This is a genomic window from Micromonospora sp. CPCC 205539 (assembly GCF_036906815.1).
Lineage (GTDB): Bacteria > Actinomycetota > Actinomycetes > Mycobacteriales > Micromonosporaceae > Micromonospora.
The window spans coordinates 1-26,762 of record NZ_JBAKHW010000011.1 but is presented as its reverse complement, the minus strand read 5'-3'; the positions used below and the strand labels follow the sequence as shown (position 1 = coordinate 26,762).

29 protein-coding genes are annotated in these 26,762 nt (G+C 72.6%); 15 read left to right on the top strand and 14 right to left on the bottom strand.

Annotated features, from left to right (window positions below; genetic code table 11):
* Positions 1–7: 7 nt before the first annotated feature.
* Positions 8–769: a TetR/AcrR family transcriptional regulator gene (locus V6V47_RS11995; protein ID WP_334628219.1), complete on the bottom strand. Its 762-nt coding sequence runs from the start codon at positions 767–769 to the stop codon at positions 8–10.
* Positions 770–850: 81 nt separating this feature from the next.
* Between V6V47_RS11995 and V6V47_RS11990 the strand changes: the two genes are divergently transcribed.
* On the top strand, positions 851–2,422 hold the full coding sequence (locus tag V6V47_RS11990) for an MFS transporter (protein WP_334628218.1): 1,572 nt from the start codon (positions 851–853) through the stop codon (positions 2,420–2,422).
* Here V6V47_RS11990 and V6V47_RS11985 read toward each other — a convergent pair.
* From V6V47_RS11985 to V6V47_RS11970, 4 genes are all read right to left on the bottom strand, one after another.
* Positions 2,412–2,915 carry a hypothetical protein gene (locus V6V47_RS11985; RefSeq protein WP_334628216.1) on the bottom strand — a complete coding sequence of 168 codons (504 nt, stop codon included), beginning with the start codon at positions 2,913–2,915 and terminating at the stop codon, positions 2,412–2,414. The two genes, V6V47_RS11990 and V6V47_RS11985, sit on opposite strands and share 11 nt — an antisense overlap.
* A 67-nt stretch (positions 2,916–2,982) precedes the next feature.
* The gene (locus tag V6V47_RS11980) at positions 2,983–4,614 is read right to left on the bottom strand and encodes a RecQ family ATP-dependent DNA helicase (protein ID WP_334628215.1); all 1,632 of its coding nucleotides are present in this window, start codon (positions 4,612–4,614) and stop codon (positions 2,983–2,985) included.
* A gap of 67 nt (positions 4,615–4,681) precedes the next feature.
* Positions 4,682–5,632: a TIGR03557 family F420-dependent LLM class oxidoreductase gene (locus tag V6V47_RS11975; protein WP_334628213.1), complete on the bottom strand. Its 951-nt coding sequence runs from the start codon at positions 5,630–5,632 to the stop codon at positions 4,682–4,684.
* Between the two features lie 98 nt (positions 5,633–5,730).
* A complete protein-coding gene (locus V6V47_RS11970) occupies positions 5,731–5,856 on the bottom strand; it encodes a hypothetical protein (protein ID WP_334628212.1) in 126 nt (41 codons plus the stop codon).
* A 215-nt stretch (positions 5,857–6,071) separates the two neighbouring features.
* Between V6V47_RS11970 and V6V47_RS11965 the strand changes: the two genes are divergently transcribed.
* Positions 6,072–7,559 (top strand): glycoside hydrolase family 3 protein, encoded by a 1,488-nt coding sequence (locus V6V47_RS11965; protein WP_334628211.1) that lies wholly within the window; start codon positions 6,072–6,074, stop codon positions 7,557–7,559.
* A gap of 11 nt (positions 7,560–7,570) precedes the next feature.
* Here V6V47_RS11965 and V6V47_RS11960 read toward each other — a convergent pair whose 3' ends face one another.
* Complete coding sequence (locus V6V47_RS11960) at positions 7,571–7,861, bottom strand: GNAT family N-acetyltransferase (RefSeq protein WP_334628210.1); 291 nt, start codon at positions 7,859–7,861, stop codon at positions 7,571–7,573.
* Entirely contained in the window at positions 7,858–9,084 is a 1,227-nt protein-coding gene (locus V6V47_RS11955; RefSeq protein ID WP_334628209.1) for a cysteine desulfurase-like protein, read from the bottom strand. Before V6V47_RS11955 ends, V6V47_RS11960 begins: the two co-directional genes overlap by 4 nt.
* An 84-nt stretch (positions 9,085–9,168) precedes the next feature.
* On the opposite strand from V6V47_RS11955, the gene V6V47_RS11950 reads away from it, so the two are divergent.
* The 7 genes from V6V47_RS11950 (at position 9,169) to V6V47_RS11920 (ending at position 13,557) form a co-directional block, all read left to right on the top strand.
* On the top strand, positions 9,169–9,534 hold the full coding sequence (locus V6V47_RS11950) for a hypothetical protein (RefSeq protein WP_334628208.1): 366 nt from the start codon (positions 9,169–9,171) through the stop codon (positions 9,532–9,534).
* Between the two features lie 61 nt (positions 9,535–9,595).
* Positions 9,596–10,417 carry a DUF1206 domain-containing protein gene (locus V6V47_RS11945; RefSeq protein WP_334628207.1) on the top strand — a complete coding sequence of 274 codons (822 nt, stop codon included), beginning with the start codon at positions 9,596–9,598 and terminating at the stop codon, positions 10,415–10,417.
* Positions 10,418–10,500: 83 nt separating this feature from the next.
* Complete coding sequence (locus V6V47_RS11940) at positions 10,501–11,697, top strand: mechanosensitive ion channel family protein (RefSeq protein WP_334628206.1); 1,197 nt, start codon at positions 10,501–10,503, stop codon at positions 11,695–11,697.
* Positions 11,698–11,957: 260 nt separating this feature from the next.
* Positions 11,958–12,392 (top strand): phage holin family protein, encoded by a 435-nt coding sequence (locus V6V47_RS11935; RefSeq protein ID WP_334628205.1) that lies wholly within the window; start codon positions 11,958–11,960, stop codon positions 12,390–12,392.
* The gene (locus V6V47_RS11930) at positions 12,389–12,796 is read left to right on the top strand and encodes a DUF3618 domain-containing protein (RefSeq protein ID WP_334628204.1); all 408 of its coding nucleotides are present in this window, start codon (positions 12,389–12,391) and stop codon (positions 12,794–12,796) included. The genes V6V47_RS11935 and V6V47_RS11930 overlap by 4 nt, the downstream gene beginning before the upstream one ends.
* On the top strand, positions 12,793–13,065 hold the full coding sequence (locus V6V47_RS11925) for a DUF4235 domain-containing protein (RefSeq protein ID WP_334628203.1): 273 nt from the start codon (positions 12,793–12,795) through the stop codon (positions 13,063–13,065). Before V6V47_RS11930 ends, V6V47_RS11925 begins: the two co-directional genes overlap by 4 nt.
* A gap of 288 nt (positions 13,066–13,353) precedes the next feature.
* On the top strand, positions 13,354–13,557 hold the full coding sequence (locus V6V47_RS11920) for a cold-shock protein (RefSeq protein WP_011905669.1): 204 nt from the start codon (positions 13,354–13,356) through the stop codon (positions 13,555–13,557).
* Between the two features lie 120 nt (positions 13,558–13,677).
* On the opposite strand, the gene V6V47_RS11915 is transcribed toward V6V47_RS11920, so the two are convergent.
* Together V6V47_RS11915 and V6V47_RS11910 are read right to left on the bottom strand one after the other, a co-directional pair.
* Entirely contained in the window at positions 13,678–13,872 is a 195-nt protein-coding gene (locus tag V6V47_RS11915) for a hypothetical protein (protein WP_334628202.1), read from the bottom strand.
* A 91-nt stretch (positions 13,873–13,963) separates the two neighbouring features.
* Complete coding sequence (locus tag V6V47_RS11910; protein WP_334628201.1) at positions 13,964–14,947, bottom strand: aldo/keto reductase; 984 nt, start codon at positions 14,945–14,947, stop codon at positions 13,964–13,966.
* 83 nt (positions 14,948–15,030) lie between these two features.
* On the opposite strand from V6V47_RS11910, the gene V6V47_RS11905 reads away from it, so the two are divergent.
* Together V6V47_RS11905 and V6V47_RS11900 are read left to right on the top strand one after the other, a co-directional pair.
* Complete coding sequence (locus tag V6V47_RS11905; RefSeq protein WP_334628200.1) at positions 15,031–15,825, top strand: trans-aconitate 2-methyltransferase; 795 nt, start codon at positions 15,031–15,033, stop codon at positions 15,823–15,825.
* Positions 15,822–16,844 carry an adenosine deaminase gene (locus tag V6V47_RS11900; RefSeq protein WP_334628199.1) on the top strand — a complete coding sequence of 341 codons (1,023 nt, stop codon included), beginning with the start codon at positions 15,822–15,824 and terminating at the stop codon, positions 16,842–16,844. Before V6V47_RS11905 ends, V6V47_RS11900 begins: the two co-directional genes overlap by 4 nt.
* A gap of 217 nt (positions 16,845–17,061) precedes the next feature.
* On the opposite strand, the gene V6V47_RS11895 is transcribed toward V6V47_RS11900, so the two are convergent.
* The gene (locus tag V6V47_RS11895) at positions 17,062–18,465 is read right to left on the bottom strand and encodes a HAMP domain-containing sensor histidine kinase (RefSeq protein ID WP_334628198.1); all 1,404 of its coding nucleotides are present in this window, start codon (positions 18,463–18,465) and stop codon (positions 17,062–17,064) included.
* A 29-nt stretch (positions 18,466–18,494) separates the two neighbouring features.
* Entirely contained in the window at positions 18,495–19,184 is a 690-nt protein-coding gene (locus V6V47_RS11890; protein ID WP_007458139.1) for a response regulator transcription factor, read from the bottom strand.
* Positions 19,185–19,257: 73 nt separating this feature from the next.
* Between V6V47_RS11890 and V6V47_RS11885 the strand changes: the two genes are divergently transcribed.
* Positions 19,258–20,169, top strand: a complete 912-nt coding sequence (locus V6V47_RS11885; protein ID WP_334628197.1) for an ADP-ribosylglycohydrolase family protein — start codon at positions 19,258–19,260, stop codon at positions 20,167–20,169.
* A 234-nt stretch (positions 20,170–20,403) separates the two neighbouring features.
* Here the strand turns inward: V6V47_RS11885 and V6V47_RS11880 are convergent, their stop codons facing one another.
* Positions 20,404–21,414, bottom strand: a complete 1,011-nt coding sequence (locus tag V6V47_RS11880; RefSeq protein ID WP_334628195.1) for a DUF1775 domain-containing protein — start codon at positions 21,412–21,414, stop codon at positions 20,404–20,406.
* Positions 21,415–21,567: 153 nt separating this feature from the next.
* Here V6V47_RS11880 and thrS point away from each other — a divergent pair, with 153 nt between their 5' ends.
* The gene (thrS, locus tag V6V47_RS11875; protein ID WP_334628194.1) at positions 21,568–23,577 is read left to right on the top strand and encodes a threonine--tRNA ligase; all 2,010 of its coding nucleotides are present in this window, start codon (positions 21,568–21,570) and stop codon (positions 23,575–23,577) included.
* Positions 23,578–23,625: 48 nt separating this feature from the next.
* On the opposite strand, the gene V6V47_RS11870 is transcribed toward thrS, so the two are convergent.
* A complete protein-coding gene (locus V6V47_RS11870; protein ID WP_334628193.1) occupies positions 23,626–24,354 on the bottom strand; it encodes a D-Ala-D-Ala carboxypeptidase family metallohydrolase in 729 nt (242 codons plus the stop codon).
* A gap of 177 nt (positions 24,355–24,531) precedes the next feature.
* On the opposite strand from V6V47_RS11870, the gene V6V47_RS11865 reads away from it, so the two are divergent.
* Positions 24,532–25,044, top strand: a complete 513-nt coding sequence (locus tag V6V47_RS11865; RefSeq protein WP_334628364.1) for an HIT family protein — start codon at positions 24,532–24,534, stop codon at positions 25,042–25,044.
* 37 nt (positions 25,045–25,081) lie between these two features.
* Here V6V47_RS11865 and V6V47_RS11860 read toward each other — a convergent pair whose 3' ends face one another.
* A complete protein-coding gene (locus V6V47_RS11860; protein ID WP_334628192.1) occupies positions 25,082–25,564 on the bottom strand; it encodes a hypothetical protein in 483 nt (160 codons plus the stop codon).
* Positions 25,565–25,662: 98 nt separating this feature from the next.
* Between V6V47_RS11860 and V6V47_RS11855 the strand changes: the two genes are divergently transcribed.
* Positions 25,663–26,721 carry an aldo/keto reductase gene (locus tag V6V47_RS11855; RefSeq protein WP_334628190.1) on the top strand — a complete coding sequence of 353 codons (1,059 nt, stop codon included), beginning with the start codon at positions 25,663–25,665 and terminating at the stop codon, positions 26,719–26,721.
* Positions 26,722–26,762: the final 41 nt, after the last annotated feature.

Genomic DNA, 26,762 nt, shown 5'->3' with positions numbered 1-26,762 from the left:
CGGTCCCTCAGGTCGTTCGTCGATGGATCAGCGTCTCGATGCCGTCGAGGATCCGGTCCAGGCCGAAGGTGAACTCGTCGTCCGGGTCGTCGTCCTGGTTCATGATGCCGGCGGCCAGCACCCGGTGCAGCGCGGGGAAGCGGGCCGGGTCGATGAGTTGGGCCACCATCCGGCCGTACGCCGGCATCATCTCGCTGGGCGCGACGCCGGCCGCCCGGCTGCCCTCGGCGATCTGCGACGTGAGGGTGGCCTCGTTGCGGACGTACCCGGTGATCAGCAGCAGCGCCGACATCTTCTCGCCCTCGGCGAGTGAGGTGCCGTCGAGGCAGCGCAGCCCGTCCTCGAGCCAGCCGAGCTGCTGAGGGGTGATCGGCGGACCGGTGATCGGCACGTGCAGCAGCCAGGACCGTTGCCGCAGCACCTCGTGTTCGGCCCAGGCCCACCGGATCAGGCCGGCGCGCCAGTCGTCGTCCGGAGCGGGCGGGCCGGGGGACGGGCCGTACCCGGTGTCCACCATGAGCATCAGCAGCTCGTCCTTGGAGCCGACGTACCGGTACAGGCCCATCGTGGCCGCACCCAGCTCCTTGGCCACCCGGCTCATCGAGACGGCCGCCAGCCCGTCGGCGTCGGCCACGCGCACGGCGGCGTCCACGATGCCGCTCACGGTCAGCCCGGGCCGGGGCCCCTTGGGAGGCCGCTCGCGCAGCCCCCAGGCGCTCTCGATGGCCGGCGGGATCGCCGGGCCGCTGTCGTCTTCCGTCGTCGCCACATTCCCTCCTTGCCTTGTCATCCTAGTTCTGCGTATGGTCTACGCATTAGAGCGTACGCCATACGCAGAAGGAGTCGTTCCATGACAATGACGAGCGCACCGGCACCACGAGCGGGCCGGCGGGAGTGGATCGGGTTCGCGGTGCTGATGCTGCCCCTGCTCCTGGTCTCGATGGACGTGTCGGTGCTCTACTTCGCCGTCCCGTTCATCAGCGAGGAGCTGCGCCCCACCAGCACCCAGCAGCTCTGGATCTTCGACATCTACGGCTTCGTGCTGGCCGGTCTGCTGATCACCATGGGCGCCCTGGGTGACCGGATCGGCCGGCGTCGGCTGCTGCTCTTCGGCGCTGCCGCGTTCGGTGCGGCGTCCCTGCTGGCCGCGTACGCCGAGAGCGCCGCGACGCTGATCGCCGCGCGTGCCCTGCTCGGCGTGGGCGGGGCCACCCTGATGCCCTCCACGCTCGCGCTGGTGCGGAACATGTTCCTCGACGCCAAGCAGCGCGGCACCGCGATCGGCATCTGGACGGCCGCGCTCACCGGCGGGATCGCGATCGGCCCGGTGCTCAGCGGCATCCTGCTGGAGCACTTCTGGTGGGGCTCGATCTTCCTGATCAACATCCCGGCGATGGTGCTGCTGCTCCTGCTCGCCCCGGCCCTGGTGCCGGAGTTCCGCAACCCGATCGCGGGGCGGTTCGACCTGCTCAGCGCGGTGCTGTCCCTCGGCACGCTGTTGCCGGTGATCTACGGCATCAAGGAGTTGGCCCGCGACGGCTTCACTCCGGTACGGGTGCTGGCCATCGTCGCCGGCCTGCTGGTCGGGGCGCTGTTCCTGCACCGGCAGCGGACCCGGGCGTACCCGATGCTCGACCTGGCGCTGTTCCGCCACCGCGGCTTCGGCGGGTCGCTCGCGGTCAACCTGCTGGCGATGTTCGCCCTGGTCGGCTTCGCCATCTTCACCACCCAGCACCTCCAGTCGGTGCTCGGCCTGAGCCCGCTGCGCGCGGCACTCTGGAGCCTGGTGCCGTCGCTGGCGGTGGGTGGAGTCGCCCCGGCCGCCGCCGCGCTCGCCCAGCGGATCGAGCGGGCGTACCTCATCGGGACGGGCTTCGGGATCGCTGTGGTCGGCTTCGTGGTGCTCACCCGGGTCACCCCGGAGTCACCACTGTGGCTGCTGCTGGTCGGTGCCAGCGTCTACGCGGCCGGGCTGGTGATGGTGATGTCGCTCGTCACCGAGCTGGTCCTCGGTGCGGCGCCGCCCGAGCAGGCCGGTGTCGCCTCGGCGCTCACCGAATCGAGCAGTGAGCTCGGCGGCGCGCTCGGGATGGCGATCCTGGGCAGCGTGGGTGCCGCCGTCTACCGGCGTGAGGTGGTCGACGGCCTGCCCGCCGGCCTGCCGGCGGAGGCCCACGACGCGGCCCGGGAGACGCTGGGCGGTGCGCTCGCGGTGGCCCAGGGGCTGCCGGCGGACCTGGGCGACGCGGTGCTGCACGCCGCCCGGCTCGCTTTCACCGACGGGATGCACCTCGCCGCGCTCGCCGCCGCGGTGGCGATGCTGGTGGGCGTGGTGACCGCGCTGGTCACGCTGCGCGGCGTCCGCCCCGCCGACCCCGCCGTGGTGGCGGAGCCGGCGGACGTGGCCGCGGTCAGTCGGTGAGCACGTGTGCGAGCCGGTCGCGGAAACGCCGCTCCGAGTCGCTGACCGCCTCACCGCCGATGCCGAGCAGCCCACCGGTGGACGCGGCGCCCACCACCTGCTCGGCGATCTTCACGAGCCAGTGCTTGTACGCCCCGGCCGCACCCTCGTCGACCCGCGCGGCCAGCAGCGCGGCGGCCTCGCCGGCCCGGTGCAGCACGTCGTCGATCATCGCCTGCGGGTCGGCCGGCGCGATGACCGGCAACTCCTCGCCGGCCTCCGGGTCGCCGACCCGGGTCACGATCTCGCCGGCCACGGCGGCGACCAACGGACTGGCCGACTCCCGCCCGTTGGCGATGGTCTCCAGCCCGGCCGCGTTCTCCGCCATGGTCCGGCGGGTGCCGTCGGACTCGGCGGCGCTCGCCGCGGTCAGCACCGACTGCGGCAGGCCGACGAGCAGCCCCCACTCCCCGTCGGAGAAACCGAAACCGGTGTACGCCGGCTGCTCGATCACGGCAACGCCCCTTCCACCCTGCTCTGTCTGGTCGATCCGTCGGCCCCACGCCGGTGCCCGGCTCAGGCTAGTCCAGGGTCAACAGGCCCTGTTCGGACACCACGCGCACCGACAGCGTCTTGTACCCCACCTCGTCGAAGAGAACCGTCATCTTGTCCTCCTCGTAGCTGAGCACCATGCCGCGCCCCCACTCCGGGTGACGCACCTGGCTGTGCACCGGGAACGGCCCGACCGCGCCCTGATCCGCGACGCTGGTGCCGGCGTGGCAGTTGTCGCAGTGCCCGCAGACCTTGGTCATCTGCTCGCCGAAGTAGGCCAGCAGGGTCTGCCCCCGACAGGCGGTGGTCTCGGCGAACGCTCGCATCATGTCCGTCCGGGAACGGGTCACCGTCTGCTGTCGCTCCGCCTCGGCCAGCGCCGCTGCGGCGGCGTCCACCGGCGCGGGGGAGTAGCGGGGGGCGCCGATGCGCTGTCGGGCGCGCGGCTCCGCCGCGCCAACCTGCTCCAGCAGCGAGAGGTACTGGCCCAGCTTGCGCGGACCGAGGCCGGTGACCTCGCGCAGCTCGGTCTTGGTGGCCGGCTTGCGGCGCAGCAGCGCGGCGAGGTCGCGCAGCTCGGTCTCGTCCGGCAGGCCGCCGCTGAAGAACCGTTGCAGGCCGACGTCCTCGGCCTGCCAGAGCAGCAGCACCCGCGCCGGCTGCCCGTTGCGCCCGGCCCGGCCGATCTCCTGGAAGTAGCTGTCCGGCGAGTCGGGCAGCGCCATGTGCGCCACCCAGGCGATGTTCGGCTTGTCGATGCCCATCCCGAACGCCGAGGTGGCCACCATGATGGGCACCTCGTCGGCGAGGAACGCCTCGTGCAACTCGGCGCGCGCGCCGGCCGGCATCCCGCCGTGGTAGAACTGCGCCGGGTAACCCGCGTCGGTCAGTCGGGCCGCCAGCTCCTCGGCGGCGCGGCGGGTCGGCACGTAGATGATTCCCGGCCGCTCGTCGTCGCTCAGCAGCGCGACCAGGCGCCGCCACCGGTAGTCCTCGGTGGGGCAGTGCGCCACCTCCAGGAACAGGTTGGCCCGGTCCAGTCCGGAGATCACCACCTCCGGCTTGCGCAGCCGCAGCCGGGCGATGATGTCGTCGCGTACCGGCGGGGACGCGGTGGCGGTCAGTGCGACCACCGGCGGCCGGCCGATGCCCTCGATCAGGTGCCCGAGCGCCAGGTAGTCCGGGCGGAAGTCGTGCCCCCAGGCCGAGATGCAGTGTGCCTCGTCGATCGCGACCAGGGCGGGCTTGAGTGAGGCGACCTCGGCCATCCGGTCGGGGTTGCTCAGCTGCTCCGGCGTGATGAACAGGAACTCCGCCCGGCCCTCGCGGATCTCGGTGATCGCCTGGGCCTGCTGGGCGGCTGACTCGTTCGAGCTGATCCGCACCGCCCGCAGTTCCGGACGCTGGCGTTCGTTGAGGGCCGCGATCTGGTCCTGTTGAAGGGCCAGCAGCGGGGAGATGACCACGGTGGGGCCGGGGATCAGGCTGGCCGGGATCTGGTAGATGGCCGACTTGCCGGCGCCGGTGGGCAGCACCACCAGGGCGTCGCGTCGTTTCATCACCGCGCGCATGGCGGCCAGTTGGTTGGGCCGCAGGGCGCTCCAGCCAAAGAGGCTTCGCGCCGCGCGGCGCAACGTCATCGAATGCGTGGACAGTTTCATCGAAGGCCGGAGGTACCCGACCCGCCGACCGGTAAAACCGTCCGCAATGGACTTGATCTCGATTGGCTCAGCGCAGGCGAGGCAGCACCTCGCGCTGGTACAGGTCGAGCAGACCCTGGTGGTTCGGGCCGGTGTTGGCCACGTAGACCTCGTCGAAGCCGGCCTTGGCGTACCGGTCGATCATTTCCAGGTGCGCCTCGGCGCTGTTGCCGCAGACGAACGCCTCCTTCATCATCTCCGGCTTGACCAGTTCGGCGGCCTGCTCGAAGTGGCGCGGCGAGGGGAGCACCTGGGACAGCTCACCCGGCACCCCGGCGTTCGGCCAGCGCTCGTACGCGATCCGCATGCCCTCGTCCTCGCTGTCGGCGTACGCCGCCTTGAAGCCGGCCTGGCACGGCTTGTCGCCGCCACCGTTCTCCCGGAAGCGGCGGACCATCTCGGCGTCGGGCATGGTGCTCACGTAGCCGTCGCCGATCCGGGCGGCCAGGTCGATGGACTTCGGGCCGAAGCCGGAGATGTAGATCGGCGGGGGAGTGTCGGGCAGCGTGTAGATGCGGGCGTGCTCGACGGTGTAGTGCTTGCCGTGGTGGTTGACGAAGTGGCCGCGCCACAGCTCACGCAGCACCTCGATGGACTCCTCGAGCATCTCGAGCCGGACGTCGGTCTGTGGCCAGGCGTCGCCGAGGATGTGTTCGTTGAGCGCCTCGCCGGTGCCGACGCCGAGCACGAACCGCCCGTCGTGCAGCACCGCGCTGGTCGCCGCCGCCTGCGCGATCACGGCCGGGTGGATCCGCGTGGTCGGGCAGGTCACCGCGGTCGTCACCGGCAGCGAACAGGTCTGGCTGAGGGCACCGATCATCGACCAGACGAACGGGCTCTGCCCCTGCGCGTCCAGCCACGGGTGGTAGTGGTCGGAGATCCACAGCGCCTCGAAGCCGGCCTGCTCTGCGCCGCGCGCCTGCGCCAGCAGCTCGGCCGGGGTGTACTCCTCAGTCGACAGAAAATAACCGATCTTCATCGTTCCTCCTCCGTACGCGCACCGCGCGCTGAGGAGGCGGTACCCCGACCACCGCCGGCCACACCCGGTCCACCGGGTCTCGCTCGGCGGCTCGCGGCTCAGCGTTTTCCGAACATCGCCCGGATCGCGGCCAGCAGCAGCAGGGCGCCGACCACGAGGCCGAGCAGGCGTACGCCGGGGATGTCGGCCGGGCTCGTGGCGTCGGCCAACAGTGCTGGGTCCATTCCCGCACTCTCCCGGTGAGCGTGCTCCGAGGCAACTGTAAGGTTTATTGACTATTGAATCGCTCGGTGTGACCATGGCAGCACCGCCTGCCGTGGCGGTGCGCCGAGGGCGCGCGAGAGATGGGGTACGGGGGCCGCATGAGCGAGCGCAACCAGCGGGTCGGCGCGGGCGTGTCGATGCCGGGGACCGACGGCGACCGCCACGAGGGGGTCGCGTGACCGCGCCCACCGGGCACCTCCCGGCGCTGGCCGCCGCCGTCCTGCAACCCGGCTTCGTCGGCACCACCCCGCCACCGTGGGTGTGCCGCTGGCTCGGCGAGGGGCTCGGGTCGGTGGTGCTCTTCGCCCGCAACGTCGTGGACCCCGCCCAGGTGGCCGTGCTCACCGCTCACCTGCGCGCCGAGCGGCCGGACGTCATCGTGGCGATCGACGAGGAGGCCGGCGACGTCACCCGGATCGAGTCCGCCCGGGGCAGCTCCCGACCCGGCAACTTCGCCCTCGGTGCGGTCGACGACCCGGAGCTGACCGCGGCGGTCGCCCGGGACCTCGGCGTCGAGCTGGCCGCGGCCGGGATCACCCTGGACTACGCGCCGGACGCCGACGTCAACTCCAACCCGGCGAACCCGGTGATCGGCGTCCGCTCGTTCGGCGCCGACCCGACGCTGGTCGCACAGCACACCGCCGCCTGGGTCCGCGGCCTGCAGGCCGGCGGCGTCGCCGCCTGCGCCAAGCACTTCCCCGGGCACGGCGACACCCGGGTCGACTCGCACCACGACCTGCCCCTGATCACCGCCGACCGGGCCCGGCTGGACGCCGTCGAGCTGGCCCCGTTCCGGGCGGCCGTGGCCGCCGGGGTGCAGGCCGTGATGACCGGTCACCTGCTGGTGCCCGCGCTGGACCCGCACCTGCCGGCCACGCTGAGCCGGCGCATCCTGAGCGGCCTGCTCCGCGACGAGTTGGGCTTCTCCGGCGTCGTGGTGACCGACGCGGTGGAGATGCGCGCGGTCGCCGACCGGTACGGCTTCGCCGGGGCGGCGGTCCGCGCGCTCGCCGCCGGCGCCGACGCGATCTGCGTGGGCGGTGAACGGGCCGACGAGTCGGATGCCCGGGAGCTCCGCGACGCCATCGTGGCCGCGGTCGTCGCCGGTGACCTGCCCGAGGAGCGCCTCGCCGAGGCGGCCAAGCGCGTCGGGCAGCTCGCCGCCTGGACCGTGGCGGCCCGTGCCGTGAACCCGGCCATGGTGCCCGGCACCGACGTCGGGCTGGTCGCCGCCCGCCGCGCCGTCCGGGTCACGGCCGGAACCGACGGAGCGACGGCGCTGCCGCTGACCCGCGCGGCGTACGTGGTCGAGTTCGAGCCGCCCCGCAACATCGCCATCGGCGCGGAGACGCCGTGGGGCATCGGCGTGCCGCTGGGCGAGCTGCTGCCCGGCACGAGCACGATCCGTTACGCCGAGCCCGAGGTGCCGGCCGACCCGGGGGCCGAGGCGGGCGACCGTCCGCTGGTGCTGGTGGTGCGCGACCTGCACCGACACGACTGGATGCGCGCCGCGGTCCACCGGGCGCTGGCCGCCCGGCCGGACGCGGTCGTGGTCGAGCTGGGCGTGCCCGAACTGGTCACCGGCGCGGTGCACCTGGCCACCCACGGCGCCACCCGGGCCAGCGGGCAGGCCGCCGCCGAGGTGTTGACCGGCGCCCGCTGAGGCTGCCGGCGTTACGGGTGCTCGGCGACCAGGTCGGCGTACTCCGGGTGCTTGTTGATGAACGCGGCCATGAACGGGCACTGCGGCACCACTTGGCCGCCGCGGGCGCGCACCTGGTCCAGCGTGTTCCGGATCAGCGTGCCGCCCACGCCCTTGCCCTGGAAGCCCGGGTTGACCTCGGTGTGGGTGAAGACCAGCACCTCCGGGCTCCGGGGCAGGTACGCGGCGAAGCCGGCCAGCGCGTCGTCCACCAGGATCTCGAAGCGGTGCTTCGCGGGGTTGTCCTCGACCAGGGTGCTCACCGGGCCATTCTCCCCGACCGGTCGGTCAGCGCGTCCAGTTCGGCCAGCAACCGGTCCACCTCGTCGGCAGTGTTGTAGTGGTAGATGCTGGCCCGGACCGCGCCGCCGCTGTCCCGCAGCCCCATCGACTGGAAGTACTCGTAGGCGTAGTAGTCGCCGGAGGAGAGACAGAACCCGGCGGCCCCCAACGCCTCCTGCGTGGCCGCCGGTGACAACCCGGCGACCCGGAAGGAGACCGTCGGGCAGCGCCGGGCCGGCGAGCCGTAGACGGTGATCGCGGACCGCTCGGCCAGCCCGGCGAGCAGCCGGTCCAGCAGCGCCTCCTCGTGCGCCTGGGCGGCGGCCAGCCCTGCCCGCAGCCGCGCCCGCCGGTCCCCGGCCGCGTCCGGGTCGAGCCCGGCCAGGTGGTCGACCGCGGCGGTCACGCCCGCCAGCAGCGGGAAGCTCGGCGTGCCGTACTCGAACCGGTCCGGCACCGCGTCGGAGGACGGCACCAACTTCGCCGGGCGCAGCGCCGCCCACCGGGCCGGGTCGGCGACCATCGCCGCCAGGTGCGGCCCGGACCACTTGTAGGCGCTCGTGACCAGCACGTCCGCGCCGAGCGAGGCCAGATCGGTGGGCCCGTGCGGCACCGAGTGCACCCCGTCGACGCAGACCAGCGCGCCGACCGCGTGGGCGGTCTTGGCGATCGTCGGCACGTCCGGCACGGTGCCGATGGCGTTGCTGCCGGCGGTCACCGCGACCAGCCGGGTCCGTTCGGTGACCAGTTCGGCGTACTGGCCGGCGGGCAGCTCGCCGGTGTTCCGGTCGAACTCGGCCCAGCGCACCGTCGCACCGGCCGCCTCGGCGGCCTGCACCCACGGCCGCACGTTCGCGTCGTGGTCGAGCCGGGACACCACCACCTCGTCGCCCGGGCGCCAGCCCGCGCCGAGCGTACGGGCCAGGGTGTACGTCAGCGCGGTGGCACTCGGGCCCAGCACCACACCGGCCGGGTCGGCGCCGAGCAGGTCGGCCACCGCCGAGCGGGCCTCCGTCACCAGGTCCAGCGACCGGCGACCCGGCACGTTGGCGGTGCTGCGGTTGCCGACCGCGGCGCGCATGGCCTCGGTGACCGCGTCGATCACACCGGCCGCGGTCTGGGTGCCTCCGGCCCCGTCGAAGTGGACGAAGCCCTCGCTCAGGGCGGGATAGGCGGCCCGGGTACGGGCGATGTCGAACGGCATGTGTCGGACCCTAGCCGGTGCCGTGCGCGCGAGGCCCGGTGCACTGTTCGGCGGACCTCGCGGGCGTCTCGTACCCTTGGCGAGGTGACGAAACGACCCGCCACCATCCCGTCTGTCCCTATTCGCCGCACCGCCGGCCTGTTCGCCGGCCTGGCGCTCGGCCTCGCCGTGCTGGCTGGCTGCAGCTCGCAGGGCGCCTCCACCGACTGCGGGCTGGACGCTTGCACCGTCACCTTCGAGCGGGGGGTCGAGGCGAACGCCACCATCTTCGGCGTCGAGGCCAAGCTGGTCGGCGCTCAGGGTGACCAGGTGACCGTCGAGGTCGCCGGCGAGCAGCTCACCCTGACCACCGGGCAGCAGGCCACCGAGGCCGGTGGTTTCGCGGTCACCCTGGACAGCGTCACCGACCAGCAGGTCAAGATCCGCGTTTCGCGTAACCCGGGTAGCTGACCTCCGCGCGGGTGGCGGTGGCTGACGTTTGGGGATCTCCGAAATCGGAAATTGTGGCGCCATGTCACTCACCCGTAGCGCGCAAGCCACCGCCTCCCGTACGGCGGACAGCCGGTGGCTGGAATTCCTCGCCCGGGCCGGCTTCATCGGCTACGGCATCGTGCACCTCCTCTTCGCCTGGTTGGCGCTGCAGATCGCGTTCGGCACGTCGAGCGACGACGGCGACCAGTCCGGCGCTCTCCGTACCCTCTCCGAGCAGCCGCTGGGCAAGTTCCTGGTGATCGCCACCGCGGTCGGCCTGCTCGCCATGGCGATCTGGCAGGCGCTGGAGGCGGCGGCGGGACACCGCGCCGAGCGGGGCAAGCAACGGGTCGTCGAGCGGCTCGCCTCGGCCGGCCGCACCATCGTCTACCTCTACTTCGCGTGGACCGCGTTCAAGGTCTTCTCCGACGCCGGATCCAACAGCGCCGACAAGCAGGAGGCGCTGACCGGCAAGCTGATGACCTCCAGCGGCGGGCGCTGGCTGGTCGGCCTGGCCGGCCTCGTGGTCGCCGCGATCGGTATCGGCCTGGTGATCTACGGGATCACGAAGCGCTTCGAGAAGCACCTGAAGACCGGTGAGATGAGCCCCAAGACCCACACGCTGGCTCGCCGACTGGGCATCGCCGGGTACGTCGCCAAGGGCGTCGCGTACGGCATCGCCGGCCTGCTGGTCATCGTGGCGGCGGTGAACTACGACCCGGAGAAGGCCCGTGGTCTGGACGCGGCGCTGCGTACGCTGCGCGACCAGTCGTACGGGACGCTGCTGCTCAGCCTGGTCGCCCTGGGCATCGCGGCCTTCGGCCTGTTCTGCTTCCTCCAGTCCCGGTACCGCAAGGTCTGAGACTGGTCGATTCCACGGGCGGCGGGCACTATTGGGCTTTTGCCCGAAGTCCCGCCGTCTGGTCGAAGGGAAGCAACAAACCTGTGCAGAGTTACCTCGAGACGGCCGTCGCCTCGCTCGCCGCGGCGGCGGTCGCTCTTTTCCTTGTTGAAATCGTTCACCGGGTCACCCGGAGGTTCGGCCGCCGGTCACTCTTGATGACCGAGCTGACCGACCACTCGCACCGCCCGTTCCAGGTCGCCGCCACGGTGCTCGCGGTGCAGTTCGCCGCCCGGTGGAGCACCGCATACGCGGTGGGCGAGAGTTGGCGCAAGCAACTGCTGCACCTGCTCATCCTCTGCGTCATCGCCGCCACGGCCTGGCTGGTCGCCTCGCTGCTGGTGGTGATGGAGGACACCGCCCTGGCCCGGTTCCGGGTCGACGTGCCCGACAACCGGCACGCCCGGCGGGTGCGTACGCAGGTGGTGATGCTGCGCCGGGTCACCATCGCGGTGATCGTCATCCTGACCGTCGGCGTGATGCTGATGACCTTCCCGAGCGTGCGGGGCATCGGCGCCGGCGTGCTGACCTCCGCCGGGGTGTTCGGTGTGGTGGCCGCGCTGGCCGCCCAGAGCCTGCTCGGCAACGTCTTCGCCGGCCTCCAACTCGCCTTCAGCGACGCGGTCCGGCTCGACGACGTCGTGGTCGTCGAGGGGGAGTGGGGCCGGATCGAGGAGCTGACCCTCAGCTACGTGGTGGTGCAGATCTGGGACGACCGTCGGCTGATCCTGCCCACCTCGTACTTCACCAGCAAGCCGTTCCAGAACTGGACCAGGACGGAGTCCGCGGTGCTCGGCACCGCCGAGTTCGACGTCGACTGGGCGGTGCCGGTGCAGGCCATGCGGGAGGAGCTCCGTCGGCTGGTCGAGAGCACCGAGCTGTGGGACGGTCGGGTCTGCGTCCTGCAGTTGACCGACGCCACCGGCGGAACGGTGCGGGTGCGCGCGCTGGTCAGTGCCGCCGACGCGGGCAGTCTGTGGGATCTGCGCTGCCTCGTCCGTGAGCACCTGGTCGGCTGGATCCGCGACAACCGCCCGACCGCGATGCCCCGGGTGCGTACCGAGCTGGGCGACGCCGACAGCAACCTGCCCTGGCAGTGGGTGCAGCCGAGGCGTCCGACCCGCCGACCAACCGACACCGACGTCCCCGACGACGCCCGGGTCTTCGGCGGCAGCGACGACGGCAACACCCGCAGCGAAGCCTTCGTGGGCCCCGAGGAGCCGGCCCCCATCCGCCCGTGACCCCGCCCCGGCGCCGTTGATCATGAGGTTGGCGACGGCCGCGTCGGCGTGTCGCGGCGATAACTCCATGATCAACCGTGGCGGGGGTGTGGGGTGGGGTGGGGTGAGAGGTTTGATCCGGGCTCAGAGGGGGACGTGCCTGCCGGACGTTTCCTGCTCGACCGGGACGTGCACGGCCGGGTAGTGGGTTGGTGCGCTTTTTAGGATTGGTGCGTGCTTGCTCCGGGCATACAGCGCGGTGATGAGGAAAGGAGGACAGCATGGCTGACGTGGCGAACGCCCGCACATCCCAGAATGGGAGCGAGCCCTCCACTGCCGAGCTGGTGCAGCGAGCCACCGAGCAGGTCTCCCGACTGGTGCGGGACGAGTTGGCGCTGGCCCGTGCGGAACTGACCCAGAAAGGCAAGCACGCCGGCATCGGGCTCGGCCTCTTCGGCGGCGGAGGCGCGCTGGCGTTCTTCGGCCTGGGCGCGCTGGTCGCCACGGCGATCCTGCTGCTCGACCTGGTGCTGCCCGCCTGGGCCGCCGCGCTGATCGTGGCGGTGGCCGCCTTCCTGCTGGCCGGCATCTTCGCCCTGGTGGGCAAGAAGCAGGTCAGTCGGGCGGTCCCGCCGGTTCCCGCGGCCACCGTCCGCAGCCTCAAGGCAGACATGGACACCGTCGCCGCTGCGGTGAAGGACAGGGGGCGGCCATGACCGGCAACGGAACCGGCGACACGGAGGCGCTGCGCGAGGAGATCCGCCGCACCCGCGTCGAACTCGGCGAGACGATGGAGGCCCTCGCGGCCAAGGCGGACGTCAAGGCCCGGCTGAAGGAGTCCGCTGGGCAGGCGCGGGAGCGGGTGCGCGAGCAGGCGGCGCAGACCGTGGCCAAAGTCCGCGGGCAGGCCGCGCGCGGTGCCGAGATGGCGCGGGCGCAGGCGTACGAGAAGGGTGGCCTCGTGCGCGCGCAGGCGTACGAGAAGGGCGGCCTCGTGCGCGCGCAGGCGCACGAAAAGGGCGAACTGGTTCGGCGCAATCCGGTGCCGTGGGCGGCTGTGGCCGCCTCCGCGGTGGCGGCGGTGGTGGTTGTGTTGATCGTGCGGGGGAGGCGCAGGTGAGCAAGAGCATCAGCAGGGTCGCGTACCGACCGGTCGGCGTGCTGTTGGGTATCGCCGCCGGTGCGGTCGCCGGCTCGATCTTCCGGCAGGTCTGGAAGGCCACGGCGGGTGACGGCGAGGCGCCCAACGCGACCGACGAGGACCGTGGCTGGGGCGAGATCCTGGCCGCCGCGGCGCTGCAGGGGGCCATCTTCGCGGTGGTCCGAGCCGCGGTCGACCGGGGTGGCGCGGTCGGCGTCCGCCGGATGACCGGCGAGTGGCCAGACTGACCAGCGCATCGACGTCGGCCCCCTTCCCGCATCGACGGGAAGGGGGCCTTTCGCATGGTGTCCCACGCCACCTGACGAGCCGAGGCATCCGTCAGGTCACATGTCGGAGAAATTCGTCGGAGAGGTACTGCGGACTTTTTGCGTACGTGATTTGCTGTTCCACGCCGTTGGGAGATGGCGTGGGTTGAGAGAAGTCTCCTTCGTGGAGGCCGCCTCAGACGCCGCTGCTCGAAATCGGCCAATCGGCCGCACGGCGTGCACGGCCGCCAGTTTTAGAAGGAGATTCACATGGCGCAGGGAACCGTGAAGTGGTTCAACGCTGACAAGGGCTTCGGCTTCATCACCGTCGACGGCGGGGGTGCTGACGTGTTCGTCCACTTCTCGGCCATCCAGACCAGCGGCTACCGCACGCTGGAGGAGAACCAGCGGGTGGAGTTCGAGATCGCTCAGGGTCAGAAGGGCCCGCAGGCCGAGCAGGTCCGTCCCCTCTGAGTAACAGGGCCGGCCCCCGCCGGCCCAGTGGGACGATCCGGCCAGGGGTCGTTGTGGAGCCCCGTATCCCGCTCCGGGATGCGGGGCTTTGCACGTACGGACGCGGCTGCGGACGCCAGGTCAGCCTCGGCGGCGGGCCCGCAGGCTGAACCAGAGCACCACCAGCCCGGCCAGGGTCACGACCGGGCCGAGCACCGCCCAGATCCGCTGGTCGGTCATCACGCTCCCGCTGACGTAGCCGAGGCCCTGCACCGTCCACACCGCACCGACCACGACCGCCAGCAGGCCGAGGGTGAGCGGAAGCCAACCTCTCATCGCAACCCCTCTCCGGGCCAGGCCCCGTGCCGCCCCGGGTCTTCAGCATCGCCGGCCGGGCGACACGGCGCGAGCACCCGGGGTGCGCGGGTCACCACCGGTCGTGCACCTGCGGGCGGATCAACTCGTCGTAGACATCGCGTACCCCGGCCAACTGCCCCGCCGAGAGCGGCGGCAAACCGGCGGCGGCCGCGTTGCGCCGGGCCTGGTCCGCGTCGCGGGCGCCGGGGATGACGACGGTGACGCCGGCCTGGTCCAGCACCCAGCGCAGCGCGAACTGCGCCATCGTGCGGTCGGCGTCGACCAGCGGCGCCAGCCGCCGCACGGCGGCCAGACCGCGCTCGAAGTCGACCCCGGAGAACGTCTCGCCGACGTCGAACGCCTCGCCGTGCCGGTTGTAGGTGCGGTGGTCGTCGGCCGGGAACTCGGTGTGCTCGTCGTACCGGCCGGAGAGCAGGCCACTGGCCAGCGGCACCCGGGCGATGATGCCGACACCGGCGGTCGCGGCGGCCGGCAGCACCCGCTCCAGCGGCTTGTGTCGCACGGCGTTGAGGATGATCTGGACGCTGGCCACCCCGGGCCGCGCGATCGCGGTGAGCGCCTGGTCGCAGGTCTCCACGCTGACCCCGTACCCGGCGATGGCCTGCTCGGCGACGAGGGTGTCCAGGGCGTCGAAGACCGCGTCGTCGGCGAAGACGGCGGTGGGCGGACAGTGCAGCTGGACCAGGTCGAGGGTGTCCATCCCGAGGTTCGCCCGGGAGCGGTCGGTCCATTCGCGGAAGTGCGCCAGGGTGTACGCCTCGGGTCGCTGCTCGACCCGGCGGCCCATCTTGGTCGCCACGGTCAGTCCGGCATCGGGCCGGGAGCGCAGGAACCGGCCGATCAGCTGCTCGCTGCGGCCGTCGCCGTACACGTCGGCGGTGTCGACGAAGGTGACCCCGGAGTCGACGGCGGCGGCCAGCACGGCCAGCGCGTCGTCCTCGCTGACGGTGCCCCAGTCGGCGCCGAGCTGCCAGGCGCCCAGGCCGACCACTCCGACGGTCCGGCCGAGCCGGGGAAAGCTGCGCTGCTCCATCCCTCGAGCCTAGTGATCGGCTTGCCGGCCGGCCGCACGGGTCGTACGGTAAACAAGACGGACGTACGGTTTGGGGGGCGGCGATGTGGGATCCGACGACGTACCTGCGCTACGGCGACGAGCGGTCCCGACCGTTCCACGACCTGGTCGCCCGGATCCCCGCCGAGCACCCCCGGACGGTGGTCGACCTCGGCTGCGGCCCCGGCCATCTCACCGCCACCCTCGCCGGGCGATGGCCGGCGAGCCGCGTGCTCGGCCTCGACTCCTCGCCGGAGATGATCGACCGGGCGCGGGCCCTGGACGCCCCGGTCGAGTTCACCATCGCCGACGTGCGTGACTGGCGGCCAACCGGCGACGAGGACGTGGTGGTCACCAACGCCGCGCTCCAGTGGGTCCCCGGGCACCAGGAGCTGCTGCGGCGCTGGGCCGTCGACCTGCCCGCCGGCGCGTGGCTCGCCATGCAGGTGCCGGGCAACTTCGCGGCACCCTCGCACCAGGCGCTGCGCGACGTCGCCAGCCACCCGGCCTGGCGGGCCGAGCTGGCCCCGCTCCTGCGTGCCGACCCGGTCGACGATCCCGCCGACTACGCGGCGTCGCTGACCGATGCCGGCTGCGCGGTGGACGCCTGGGAGACTACCTACGTGCACCTGCTGCCGGCCGATCCCGCCGCCGACCACCCGGTGCTGACCTGGATGGACGGCACCGCGCTGCGCCCGGTCCGGGCGGCCCTGGACGCTGCCGCCTGGTCCGACTTCCGGGCCGAGCTGGGGGTACGTCTCACCGCCGCCTACCCGGTGCGGCAGGGTCAGGTGTACTTCCCGTTCCGCCGCGTCTTCGTCGTCGCCCGCACCGGCGACCGTGCCGAGGAGAATCTGTGACCGACCTGCCCACCTTCATCGCCGGACTGCCCAAGGTGGAGCTGCACGTGCACCACGTCGGCTCCGCCTCGCCCCGAATCGTCGCCGAGCTGGCCGCTCGCCACGAGGGCAACACCCCGGTGCCGGCCGACCCGGCGGCGCTCGCCGACTACTTCGAGTTCCGCGACTTCGCGCACTTCATCGAGGTCTACCTGAGCGTCGTGGACCTCATCCGCGACCCGGAGGACGTCTGGATCCTCACCCACGAGGTGGCCCGGGAGTTGGCCCGCCAGCAGGTCCGGTACGCGGAGTTGACCATCACCCCGTACTCGCACGTGCGCCGGGGCATCCCCGCGCCGGCGTTCTGCGAGGCCATCGAGGACGCCCGCAAGCGTGCCTCGGCCGACTTCGGCCTCGACCTGCGGTGGTGCTTCGACATCCCCGGTGAGGCTGGTCTGCCGGCCGCCGAGGAGACGCTGCGCATCGCGCTGGAGGAGCGGCCGGACGGGCTGGTCAGCTTCGGCCTGGGTGGCCCCGAGATCGGCGTACCCCGACCGCAGTTCCGCCCCTACTTCGACCAGGCCCGTGCGGCCGGGCTGCGCTCGGTGCCGCACGCCGGGGAGACCACCGGCCCGCAGACGGTCTGGGACGCGCTGCGCGAGCTGGGCGCCGAGCGGATCGGGCACGGCATCTCCGCCGCGCAGGACCCGGAGCTGCTCGCGTACCTGGCGGAGCACCAGATCGGGATGGAGATCTGCCCGACGTCGAACGTCCGGACCCGGGCGGTGGCCAACCTCGACGAGCACCCGCTGCCCCGACTCGTCGAGGCCGGGCTGCTGGTCACCATCAACTCCGACGACCCGCCGATGTTCGGCACCACCCTCAACGACGAGTACGCGGTGGCCGCCAAGCTGCTCGGCGTCGGCGCGCAGGGGTTGGCCGGGCTGGCCCGCAACGCGGTGACCGCGTCCTTCCTCGACCCGGCCGGCAAGCAGCGGATCACCGCCGAGATCGACGCCCACCTCGCCACCGCCGGCTGATCCGGTCGGGGTGGAGGAGGGCGCGCGGCGGGAGTTTCGGTGTGGGGGGACCTGGCACTCCCGCCGCGCGCGCGGCCCCACCGGCCGATGGGTGCGCGGTGCGCTGGCCGGTGGAACTGGTGGGTTCGTGCTCTGATCCTGTCAGCCCGAGAGCGCTGCACCGGCGTCGTTAATCGCGATCTAAGGAAGACTTGCGCCGGCCCACAAACCGGCCCGGTCAGTCGTCCGTGGGGCGCTGGCGCGGCCAGCGGCGGCCGCTGGTCTTCTGATCTCGGGCGTCGCGGGCCATCCGGCCGACGAGACCGAACCGGCTGACCTGCCGGGGCGTCGCCTCCGGGTCGGCGAGCAGCATCACCACGCTGGCACCGCCGAGCCGGGCCCGGTCGATGCTCACCGATCCGTTGGCCTGCAACGACACCCGCTTGGCGATGTCCAGACCGAGCCCCGTCGAGCCCTGGTCGCTGGTGCCCCGGCGCAGCGCCCGGTCCGGGTTGGCGATGCCGGGGCCGGCGTCGTCGACCCGGATCGCCACGTAGCCGTCCCGCCGGGAGACCGCCACCTCGAACGCGGTGCCCTGCGGGGTGTAGCGGAAGACGTTGCCGATCACCGCGTCCAGCGCGGCGGCCAGCTCGGCGCGCGGCACGGGGGCCGGAATGCGCAGCTGCGCCCCGGTCACCCGGTGCGGCCGGTTCTGGTCGCCGGCCAACGCCGCCCAGAACACCATCCGGTCCCGGACGACCTCGCTGACGTCACACATCGACGGCCCGGCCTCGTGCGCCACGGCCTTACGGGTGGTCTTGATCAGCACGTCGATCTCACCCTCCAGGGTGACGATCGCCTGCCGGATGCGCCGGATGCCGCGCAGCCGGTCCAGCTCGGCCGGGCTGAAGGAACCCACGCTGGTGTCGTCGGACTCCAACGCCTCCGCGTCCAGCCGGAGCACGGTCAGCGGGGTGCGCAGCCGGTGCGACAGGTCGGCCACCAACTCCCGCTCGTCGGTGCGGGCCGCGTCCAGACGGTCGGCCATGCGGTTGAAGGCGTACCCGGCCTCGGCCAGCTCGCGCGGGCCGGTCGGCTCGACGCGGACCCCCAGGTCGCCGTCACCGATCGAGAGCGCGGCCTTGACCAGGCCCTGGGTCGAGTCCACCGCGCGAGCGGCGACCCGATCGACCACCAGCACCGCCGCGCCGGCCATCGCCGCGCCGACCGCGAACAGCAGCAGCCAGCGGCCGCCGCCGCCCTCGTCCAGCGTCGAGTCCGGCACGAACACCTCGACCACGGCGGTACGGTCGCCGAGGACCACCGGGTCGAGCCGGACCACGCCGCCGTCGACGTCGACGACCAGGGAGCGCCGGTCGGCGCGAGCCCGGTCCAGGTCGGCGTTGGTGGCGCGGCCGGCGGACTCGTTCAGCCCGAGCCCGTACACGACGGGCCGGGTCGGCGCACCCTCACCGCTGGCCGCGACGGCCCGCTCGACGACCGCCGGGTCGGTGCTCACCGCCAGCGCGCCGGTCACCAGCGCGCTGCGCCGGGCGGCGTCGGCGATGACCTCCTCGCGGTTCTGCGAGCGCAGGCTCAGGCCGAGCGGGATCAGGAACGCGAGCGCGACGAGACTGCACATGCCGGCCGTGAGCAGGGCCAGCGCCGTCCTCAGTCCGGTGCCACCAGCCGGAATCCGACCCCCCGCACGGTGCGCAGGTAGCGCGGCTTCGCCGCGGACTCGCCCATCTTTCGGCGGAGCCAGTACAGGTGAACGTCGATGGTCTGATCCTCGCCGACCGATGGCTGCCGCCATACCTCCTCCAAGAGTTCCCGGCGGGACACTACCCGCCCGGGTCGTGCGGCGAGATACGCCAGCAGGTCAAATTCCTTACGGGTCAGCGCCAGAGGCTCACCGTCGAGCTGGGCGCTGCGTTCGCCGACGTCGACCCGCAGCCCGCCGACGGTGTGCACCGCGGGCTGCACGGTCCGGCTGGCCCGCCCGGCCCGGCGCAGCACGGTGGTGATCCGCGCGTCCAGGTGCGCGCCCGTGAACGGCTTCACCATGTAGTCGTCGGCGCCGGCCCGCAGCAGCTTCACGACCGACTGCTCGTCGTCCCGGGCAGTGGCGATGATGATCGGGACGTCGGTGATGCCCCGCAGCATGCGCAGCGCGTCCGAGCCGTCCAGGTCGGGTAGGCCGAGGTCCAGTACCACCAGGTCGGGTGTCTCCGCGGCGACCCGGCGCAGGGCGTCCAGAGCGGTGCCCACGGCGTGCACGGCGTGCCCCCGGTCGGCGAGGGACCGCAGCATCGCGCCGCGTACGACGTGATCGTCTTCGACCAGGAGCACGGAGGCCACCCACAGACCGTACTTTGCCTGGCAAGTTGATCGCGTTGCGACGTACCTGGCGAGCGGGCAAGCTGGTAAGACGATGTCGTTCACCCTGTTTGCCGACGCAAGGCTGGCACTCGCCCGGGACAGTCTCGCCGGTCTCTCCACCGGCGACGCGCTCGGCGCGCAGTACTTCGTGCCGGGGGCCCGCACGCCGGGCGGCCCCCTGCCGCCCGCGCCCTGGGAGTGGACCGACGACACCGAGATGGCCTGTTCGGTCCTCGCCGAGTTGGCCGAGTCCGGTGCCGTCGACCGGGATCGGCTGGCCCTGGCGTTCGCCGAGCGCTGCACCCTCCGGCGGGGCTACGGTGCGGGCGCGCTGCTGATCCTGCGGCTGATCCGTGCGGGTACGCCGTGGCCCGTGGCCGCCGCCTCCGCCTTCGACGGCCAGGGCTCCTGCGGCAACGGCGCGGCGATGCGGGTGGGGCCGCTGGGCGCGTACTTCGCCGACTCGACCGCCCATGCCGCGGCGCAGGCCCGCGCCTCCGCGGAGGTGACCCACGCGCACCCCGAGGGGATCGCCGGTGCGGTCGCGGTGGCCGTCGCCGCGGCCCTGGCCACCCGGGCCCGACTCGACGGGCACCGGCCGGCTCCGGACCGGCTGCTCGCCGGGATCGCCGCCGCGCTCGACCCGGGCACCGAGGTGCACCGGAGCTTGCTCCGGGCGGCCGGGCTACTCGGTCGGCCGCTGCCCCGCGTGGTGGCGGAGCTCGGCAACGGCTCCCGGGTGACCGCCCAGGACACCGTCGGTTTCACCCTCTGGGTAGCCGCCACCCACCTGGACGACTATCCGGCGGCGATCCGGGTCTGCCTGGAGGCCGGCGGGGATGTGGACACCACGGCGGCCATCGTCGGCGCGGTGGTGGCGGCCCACACCGGCGTCGGCACACCGGGTGGGGTGCCCGAGCCGTGGCTGGCCGCCCGCGAAGCGCTGCCCACCTGGGCGCCCTGACCGGTCCGCCGCGCGCCGGACAACCGACCGAGGAATGCGACCCGGCCTGTTCCGTTCGCGCCGCTCCGCCGAGTTCGCCCTGTTGTGACCCCGCGCGGCGGCCCTGGCCCTGTGCGCTCCCCTCCCTTTGCTCTGCTTCAACCCACGCAACGGATTCGGGCCGTGACTGTTGCGCCGGTTGAAGCAGAGCAAAGGACGAATGGCGGTTGTTGGTCGGCCTCTGGCCCGAGTCGGTCAGCCGGTGCGGACCGGGGTGCCGACCGAGGCCGGCTCCGCGTCGGTTGTCCGTTCCGCGTCGGTTCCGCGTCCCGTATCGACCGGGTCGGGCACGGTGGGTGGCCGAGCCTCCGGTGCCCGATCGGCGCGCGCCGGCTCGGGTGCGTCGTCCTCGTCGCCGATCACCTCGGCCAGCGCGGCGTGCTCGGCCGGGTCGCGGCGGCGCCACCGGCTGACCAGCCAGCCGATCGCCGCGCCGCCGCCGAGCCCGGCCAGCAGCCCGGCGGCCAGCATCGCGTCCGCGCTGCCCGGCCCCTCGTCGGCGTCGGCTGCACCGTCCGCCGACCCGGCGTCGGCTGCACCGTCCGCCGACCCGGCGTCGGCTGCACCGTCCGCCGACCCGGCGTCGGCAGTGGGCCCGGCGCCACGTCCGGTCGCCGCGCCGGCTGCCGGGCCGCCGTGCCCGCCGTGCCCGCCGTGCCCGGTCGCGCCCGGCACCGCCGGCAGCAGGGTGAGGACGGGGGCCCGGTGCGCACCGGTCGCGTCGGCCCAGCGGACCACCGTGCCGTCGGCGTACGTCTGGAGGACCTCGAAGGTGAGCTTCTCGGCCTGCGGCAGTGGGCCCATGGACAGCGCCAACCGGGCCGGGCCCGGCCCGACATCGCCGACCCGGACCCAGGTCACCGCGGTGGTCACCGTGCTCACCCCGGAGGAGTGGATGCCGGCCACCGGCTGGTCGAGGGTGCGGGAACTGATCCGGGGCGCCCAGCCGTCGACCGACATCGGGTAGACCTCGGCCACCGGCGCGTCAGCCGGCAACCGGACCTCGATCTGCTTGGTCTTCGTGCCCGCCCGCTCCTCCGGCACGGTGAACTCCAGCCGTACCGCGTCGCCCTGTCGGGCCGACGTCGGGGTGGTCGACACGTCCCCCGCGTGCGCCAGACCGGGCCAGAGCAGCAGCCCGGCGGCGGTCAGCGCGGTCGCCGCCGCGATCCGCCGCGGGTGGCCACCGCCGTACGTGCTCGCCATCTCGTGCCCCCATCCGTGTCGACGCGACCGGCTCCGGTTCCGGCCCCACCTCCTAGTTCGGCTCCGAGGGCCGAAAGGTTCAACGCTGGCTGGACCGATAGCATCGGCAGGTGCCGAGCTTCGGCGCCGTTTCGTACCTTTGGAGGAGTCACCGTGTCCGCACCCCGTACCCCCGCCGTGGCCGACCCCGTCGTCGTCGCCGCCGGGACCACGGCGGCCGACGCGGTGGCCGCGGCCGGACTGCCCGCGAACGGCCCCAAGGCGATCGTGGTGGTCCGCGACCCGGAGGGCCAGCTGCGCGACCTCGACTGGACGCCGGCCGAGGAGACCACCGTCGAGCCGGTCAGCCTGGACTCGCCCGACGGGCTCAACGTGCTGCGTCACTCCACCGCGCACGTGCTCGCCCAGGCCGTGCAGGACGTCTTCCCCGAGGCGAAGCTGGGCATCGGCCCGCCGATCGAGAACGGCTTCTACTACGACTTCGACGTCGACAAGCCGTTCCAGCCCGACGACCTCAGCAAGCTCGAGAAGCGCATGCAGGAGATCATCAAGTCCGGGCAGCGGTTCCGTCGGCGCCGCTTCGGCAGCCTCGACGAGGCCCGCGCGGAGCTGGCCGACGAGCCGTTCAAGCTGGAGCTGATCGAGGTCAAGGGCGAGGGCCTGGACACCGACGAGGTGATGGAGGTCGGCGGCGGCGAGCTGACCATCTACGACAACCTCGACGCCAAGGAGGACAAGGTCTGCTGGTCGGACCTGTGCCGGGGCCCGCACCTGCCGACCACCCGACTGATCGGCGCGTTCAAGCTGATGCGCTCGGCCGCCGCCTACTGGCGCGGGTCGGAGAAGAACCCCCAACTACAGCGGGTGTACGGCACCGCGTGGCCGACCCGCGACGAGCTGAAGGCGTACCTCAAGCTGTTGGAGGAGGCCGCCCGGCGCGACCACCGCAAGCTCGGCGCGGACCTGGACCTCTTCAGCTTCCCCGACGAGATCGGGTCCGGCCTGGCCGTCTTCCACCCCAAGGGCGGCATCATCCGTCGGGAGATGGAGCACTACTCGCGGCGTCGCCACGAGGAGGCGGGGTACGAGTTCGTCAACACCCCGCACATCACCAAGGCGCAGCTGTTCCAGACCTCGGGTCACCTGCCCTACTACGCGGACACGATGTTCCCGCCCATGCAGCTCGAGGGCGCGGAGTACTACCTCAAGGCGATGAACTGCCCGATGCACAACCTGATCTTCAGGGCGCGCGGGCGGTCGTACCGGGAGCTGCCGCTGCGGCTGTTCGAGTTCGGCACCGTCTACCGGTACGAGAAGTCCGGCGTGGTGCACGGCCTGACCCGGGTGCGGGGCCTGACCCAGGACGACTCGCACATCTACTGCACCCGCGAGCAGATGGCCGGCGAGCTGACCACGCTGCTCAGCTTCGTGCTGGACCTGCTGCGCGACTACGGGCTGGACGACTTCTACCTGGAGCTGTCCACCCGGGACGACTCGCCCAAGTTCATTGGCGCCGACGAGGACTGGGCCGAGGCCACCGAGGCGCTGCGGACCGCTGCCGAGACCTCCGGCCTGGACCTGGTGCCCGACCCGGGTGGCGCGGCGTTCTACGGGCCGAAGATCTCGGTGCAGGCGCGGGACGCGATCGGCCGGACGTGGCAGTTGTCCACCCTTCAGGTCGACTTCAACCAGCCGGAGCGCTTCGGGCTGGAGTATCAGGCCGCCGACGGCACCCGGCAGCAGCCGGTGATGATCCACCGAGCGCTGTTCGGGTCGATCGAGCGGTTCTTCGGGGTGCTCACCGAGCACTACGCGGGGGCGTTCCCGGCCTGGCTGGCCCCGGTGCAGGTGGTCGGCATCCCGATCCGCGAGGACCACACCGACTACCTGCACGGCTTCGTCGCGGCGCTGCGCGCCGAGGGGATCCGCGCCCAGGTGGACGCGGGTGACGACCGAATGCAGAAGAAGATCCGTACCGCCCAGCAGCAGAAGATCCCGTTCATGGTGATCGCCGGCGACGACGACGTGGCCGCCGGCACGGTCTCCTTCCGCTACCGCGACGGCTCCCAGCGCAACGGGGTGCCGATCGCCGAGGCGGTGACCCACGTGCTGGACGTGGTCAGCTCGCGAACCAACATCGGCCCCTCCGCCGCCGCCGAGTAGCAGCACGCGACGCTGTCCGGGCCGCCGAGCGGCCCGGACAGTCAGGCGTCAGATGCCGCAGTTGGGCGCTGACCAGCCGCCGACCGCCGCCACGTGGGTGTGGTCGTTGTGGTCCGGGTAGCCGGGGCCGAGGATCTGCGCGAAGCCGTGGTAGCGGGCCTGCTGGGCCAGCCGGCAGAACGACGGGGACCCGGTCAGGTCCACCCCGTCGCCGTACAGGTGCCGGCTGTTGGAGGCGCCGCCGACCGCGCTGTTGCAGGCGTAGCTGCGGAAGCTGCTGCTGATCGAGATGGGCACGTCACCGAGGGCGTGCCGCAGGGCCTGGAGTTTCCACATCGAGACGAGCGCGTTGGCCCGTGCGGTGGCCGCCGAGACCGCGCCGCCCGCCCAGGTGCTGTTGCACTTGTTCAGCTCGGCGTAGCTGAAGTTGGCCGGGGTGCAGTCGTCGTCCTGCAACGCGTAGAGCTTGTTGAAGGTCTGCGGCCCGGCGATGCCGTCGGCGCCCAGGCCGTACGCCTGCTGGAAGCGGATCACCGCGGACCGCGTGGCCGGGCCGAAGACGCCGTCGAGGCCGATCTGGGCGCCGTAGCCCGGGTAGCCGGAGACCCGGATCTGGAGTTGCCGGACGTCCTCGCCGGACGTCCCCTGGGCCAGGCTGCGGCCCCACGTGTAGCAGCCGTCGGCGTGCGCCGCACCGGCGGTGAAGGTTACGCCGGCCACCGTGGTGGCGGCCGTGAGCGCGAGTGCCGCGAGGAACCTGCCGAGCCGTTGGATCATCGAAAGCTCCATCGGTAAATAGAAGTATCTGGATGCATAGAATCTTCAAGCGTGGGCCTCGATCCGTCAACAACTTCCAGCCGTCGACTTTCCCAACGGCGGGTGTCGCGGCCCGCCCGGGTGGCTCCGTAGGATCGGCTCGTGACAGGGGCGGAACGGCACACGGACAGTGACGGCATGGCCGACGGCCTGGAGCGGCTCTGGACACCGCACCGGATGACCTACATCTCCGGCGAGGACCGCCCGGCCGAGGGCTACGAGAAGCCGACCGGCTGCCCGTTCTGCCGGGCCCCCGGGCTGCCGCCCGAGGAGAGCCTGGTGGTGGCCCGCGGCGAGGTCGTGTTCGCGGTGCTCAACCTCTACCCGTACAACCCGGGGCACCTGCTGGTGTGCCCGTACCGGCACGTCGCCGACTACACCGACCTGGACGGGCCGGAGACCGCCGAGCTGGCGGCGTTCACCCAGACCGCGATGCGGGTGATCCGCAAGGTGAGCAGCGCGCACGGCTTCAACCTGGGCATGAACCAGGGCGGGGTGGCCGGCGCCGGCATCGCCGCGCACCTGCACCAGCACGTGGTGCCGCGCTGGGGCGGCGACGCGAACTTCATGCCGGTCATCGGCCGCACCAAGGTCCTGCCGCAGCTGCTCAGCGACACCCGGGACCTGTTCGCCCGCGCCTGGCCGTCCTGACCCGCCGGCCGGCCGCGCGACCCGCGCGCTTGGCCGGCTAGCCGACGCGCAGCAGGTCGACCAGCTCCGGCCAGCTCTCCACCCGGTGTACGGAGGGCAGCAGCGCGGCGTACGCGGCGACCTGCGCGGGGCGGGGTCGGAACAGGTAGCGGTGCGGCACCGATGCGAGGTAGCCGAGCACCTCCAGCTTGTCGTCCACGAAGTGGGTCAGCCCGAGCCGCCGCGCGATCGGCGCCTTGGCCGGCCGGGTCCGGCAGAAGTGCAGCCGCTCGACGGGGATGCCCGTGCGGCCCTCGAGGTCATGGTGGGCCAGCCACTCCCGGGTCCGCCGCTCGGTGGCCTCGCCGCACTTGGAGACCAGGTGCACCTCGTCGAATGCCGACCCCAGCTCACCGAGCGCGTCGAACGCCCCGGCCACCATTGGCGTGCGCAGGTAGTGCGCGCCGAAGAACGAGGTGTCGGCGTCGTCGTCGGCCGGCTCGATGAGCACGCCGCCGACGTCCACGCCCAGTCGCCGCATGGAGTCGATCATGCCGTACCGCGCCGTCCGGCGGGTACCCGCGAGCCCGGCCCGGGAACTGCTACGCCCCGGCCCGACGGAGGTGGCACGATCGTTCGATGGCAGTCACGACACGGACGTTGGGGCGCAGCGGGATCGAGGTCAGCGCCCTCGGCATGGGGTGCTGGGCGATCGGTGGCCCCTGGGCGGAGGGCACCCAGCCGCTGGGCTGGGGCGCGGTCGACGACGACGAGTCGGTCCGGGCGGTACGCCGGGCGCTCGAGAAGGGCGTCACCCTCTTCGACACCGCCGACACGTACGGCGCCGGGCACGGTGAACGGGTGCTCGGCCGGGCGCTCGCCGGTCGTCGCGACGAGGCCGTGATCGCCACCAAGTGGGGCTACACGTTCGACGAGGCGAGCCGGCAGGCGACCGGAGAGGACGCGTCGCCGGCGTACCTGCGTCGCGCGGTGACCGACTCGCTACGCCGGTTGGGCACCGACCGGATCGACCTCTACCAGCTGCACCTGGCCGACCTGGCGGTGCCTCGGGCGGAGGCCCTGATCGGCACCTGCGAGGACCTGCTCAGCGAGGGCCTGATCCGGGCGTACGGCTGGAGCACCGACCGCCTCGACCGGGCCACCGCGTTCGGCAACGCCGCCGCGGGCGCGACCGCCGTGCAGCACACCCTGTCGGTGCTGCACGACGCTCCCGAGCTGCTGGCCGTCTGCGAGAAGTACGACCTGGCCAGCGTCAACCGGGGGCCGCTCGGAATGGGGTTGCTCACCGGCAAGTACTCGGCCACCTCCACACTGCCCCGAGACGACGTGCGCGGGCTGACACCAGGCTGGCTGGAGTGGTTCCGGGGCGGCCGGCCGGCACCGGAGTGGCTGCGCCGGGTCGGCGCGGTCCGCGCCGCGCTCACCGCCGACGGCCGCACCCTGGCGCAGGGCGCGCTGGGCTGGATCTGGGCTCGCAGCGGGCGCACCATTCCGATCCCCGGCTGCCGTACGGTCGCCCAGGTCGAGGAGAACGCCGCAGCCCTGCACCGGGGCGCGCTGCCGGCGGACCAGTTCGCCGAGGTGGAACGCCAGCTCGCCGCCCTGCGCACGGCCGCCCTACGCGACGCCGACCGCCCCCACTGGCCCCGCCCCACCCACACCACCACCCACCCGTAACCCCCACCCACCCCGCGCTTCCCCCACCCCCGCGCTTCCCC

What these genes read in the sequence shown, in the direction of transcription:
- V6V47_RS11990 (WP_334628218.1), top strand. Translation starts at nt 851, where the DNA reads ATGACAATGACGAGCGCACCGGCACCACGAGCGGGCCGGCGGGAGTGG.
- V6V47_RS11980 (WP_334628215.1), bottom strand. Translation starts at nt 4,614, where the DNA reads ATGAAACTGTCCACGCATTCGATGACGTTGCGCCGCGCGGCGCGAAGC.
- V6V47_RS11975 (WP_334628213.1), bottom strand. Translation starts at nt 5,632, where the DNA reads ATGAAGATCGGTTATTTTCTGTCGACTGAGGAGTACACCCCGGCCGAG.
- V6V47_RS11970 (WP_334628212.1), bottom strand. Translation starts at nt 5,856, where the DNA reads ATGGACCCAGCACTGTTGGCCGACGCCACGAGCCCGGCCGACATCCCC.
- V6V47_RS11955 (WP_334628209.1), bottom strand. Translation starts at nt 9,084, where the DNA reads ATGCCGTTCGACATCGCCCGTACCCGGGCCGCCTATCCCGCCCTGAGC.
- V6V47_RS11945 (WP_334628207.1), top strand. Translation starts at nt 9,596, where the DNA reads ATGTCACTCACCCGTAGCGCGCAAGCCACCGCCTCCCGTACGGCGGAC.
- V6V47_RS11935 (WP_334628205.1), top strand. Translation starts at nt 11,958, where the DNA reads ATGGCTGACGTGGCGAACGCCCGCACATCCCAGAATGGGAGCGAGCCC.
- V6V47_RS11930 (WP_334628204.1), top strand. Translation starts at nt 12,389, where the DNA reads ATGACCGGCAACGGAACCGGCGACACGGAGGCGCTGCGCGAGGAGATC.
- V6V47_RS11920 (WP_011905669.1), top strand. Translation starts at nt 13,354, where the DNA reads ATGGCGCAGGGAACCGTGAAGTGGTTCAACGCTGACAAGGGCTTCGGC.
- V6V47_RS11915 (WP_334628202.1), bottom strand. Translation starts at nt 13,872, where the DNA reads ATGAGAGGTTGGCTTCCGCTCACCCTCGGCCTGCTGGCGGTCGTGGTC.
- V6V47_RS11910 (WP_334628201.1), bottom strand. Translation starts at nt 14,947, where the DNA reads ATGGAGCAGCGCAGCTTTCCCCGGCTCGGCCGGACCGTCGGAGTGGTC.
- V6V47_RS11905 (WP_334628200.1), top strand. Translation starts at nt 15,031, where the DNA reads ATGTGGGATCCGACGACGTACCTGCGCTACGGCGACGAGCGGTCCCGA.
- V6V47_RS11895 (WP_334628198.1), bottom strand. Translation starts at nt 18,465, where the DNA reads ATGTGCAGTCTCGTCGCGCTCGCGTTCCTGATCCCGCTCGGCCTGAGC.
- V6V47_RS11885 (WP_334628197.1), top strand. Translation starts at nt 19,258, where the DNA reads ATGTCGTTCACCCTGTTTGCCGACGCAAGGCTGGCACTCGCCCGGGAC.
- V6V47_RS11880 (WP_334628195.1), bottom strand. Translation starts at nt 21,414, where the DNA reads ATGGCGAGCACGTACGGCGGTGGCCACCCGCGGCGGATCGCGGCGGCG.
- V6V47_RS11870 (WP_334628193.1), bottom strand. Translation starts at nt 24,354, where the DNA reads ATGATCCAACGGCTCGGCAGGTTCCTCGCGGCACTCGCGCTCACGGCC.
- V6V47_RS11865 (WP_334628364.1), top strand. Translation starts at nt 24,532, where the DNA reads ATGGCCGACGGCCTGGAGCGGCTCTGGACACCGCACCGGATGACCTAC.
- V6V47_RS11860 (WP_334628192.1), bottom strand. Translation starts at nt 25,564, where the DNA reads ATGCGGCGACTGGGCGTGGACGTCGGCGGCGTGCTCATCGAGCCGGCC.
- V6V47_RS11855 (WP_334628190.1), top strand. Translation starts at nt 25,663, where the DNA reads ATGGCAGTCACGACACGGACGTTGGGGCGCAGCGGGATCGAGGTCAGC.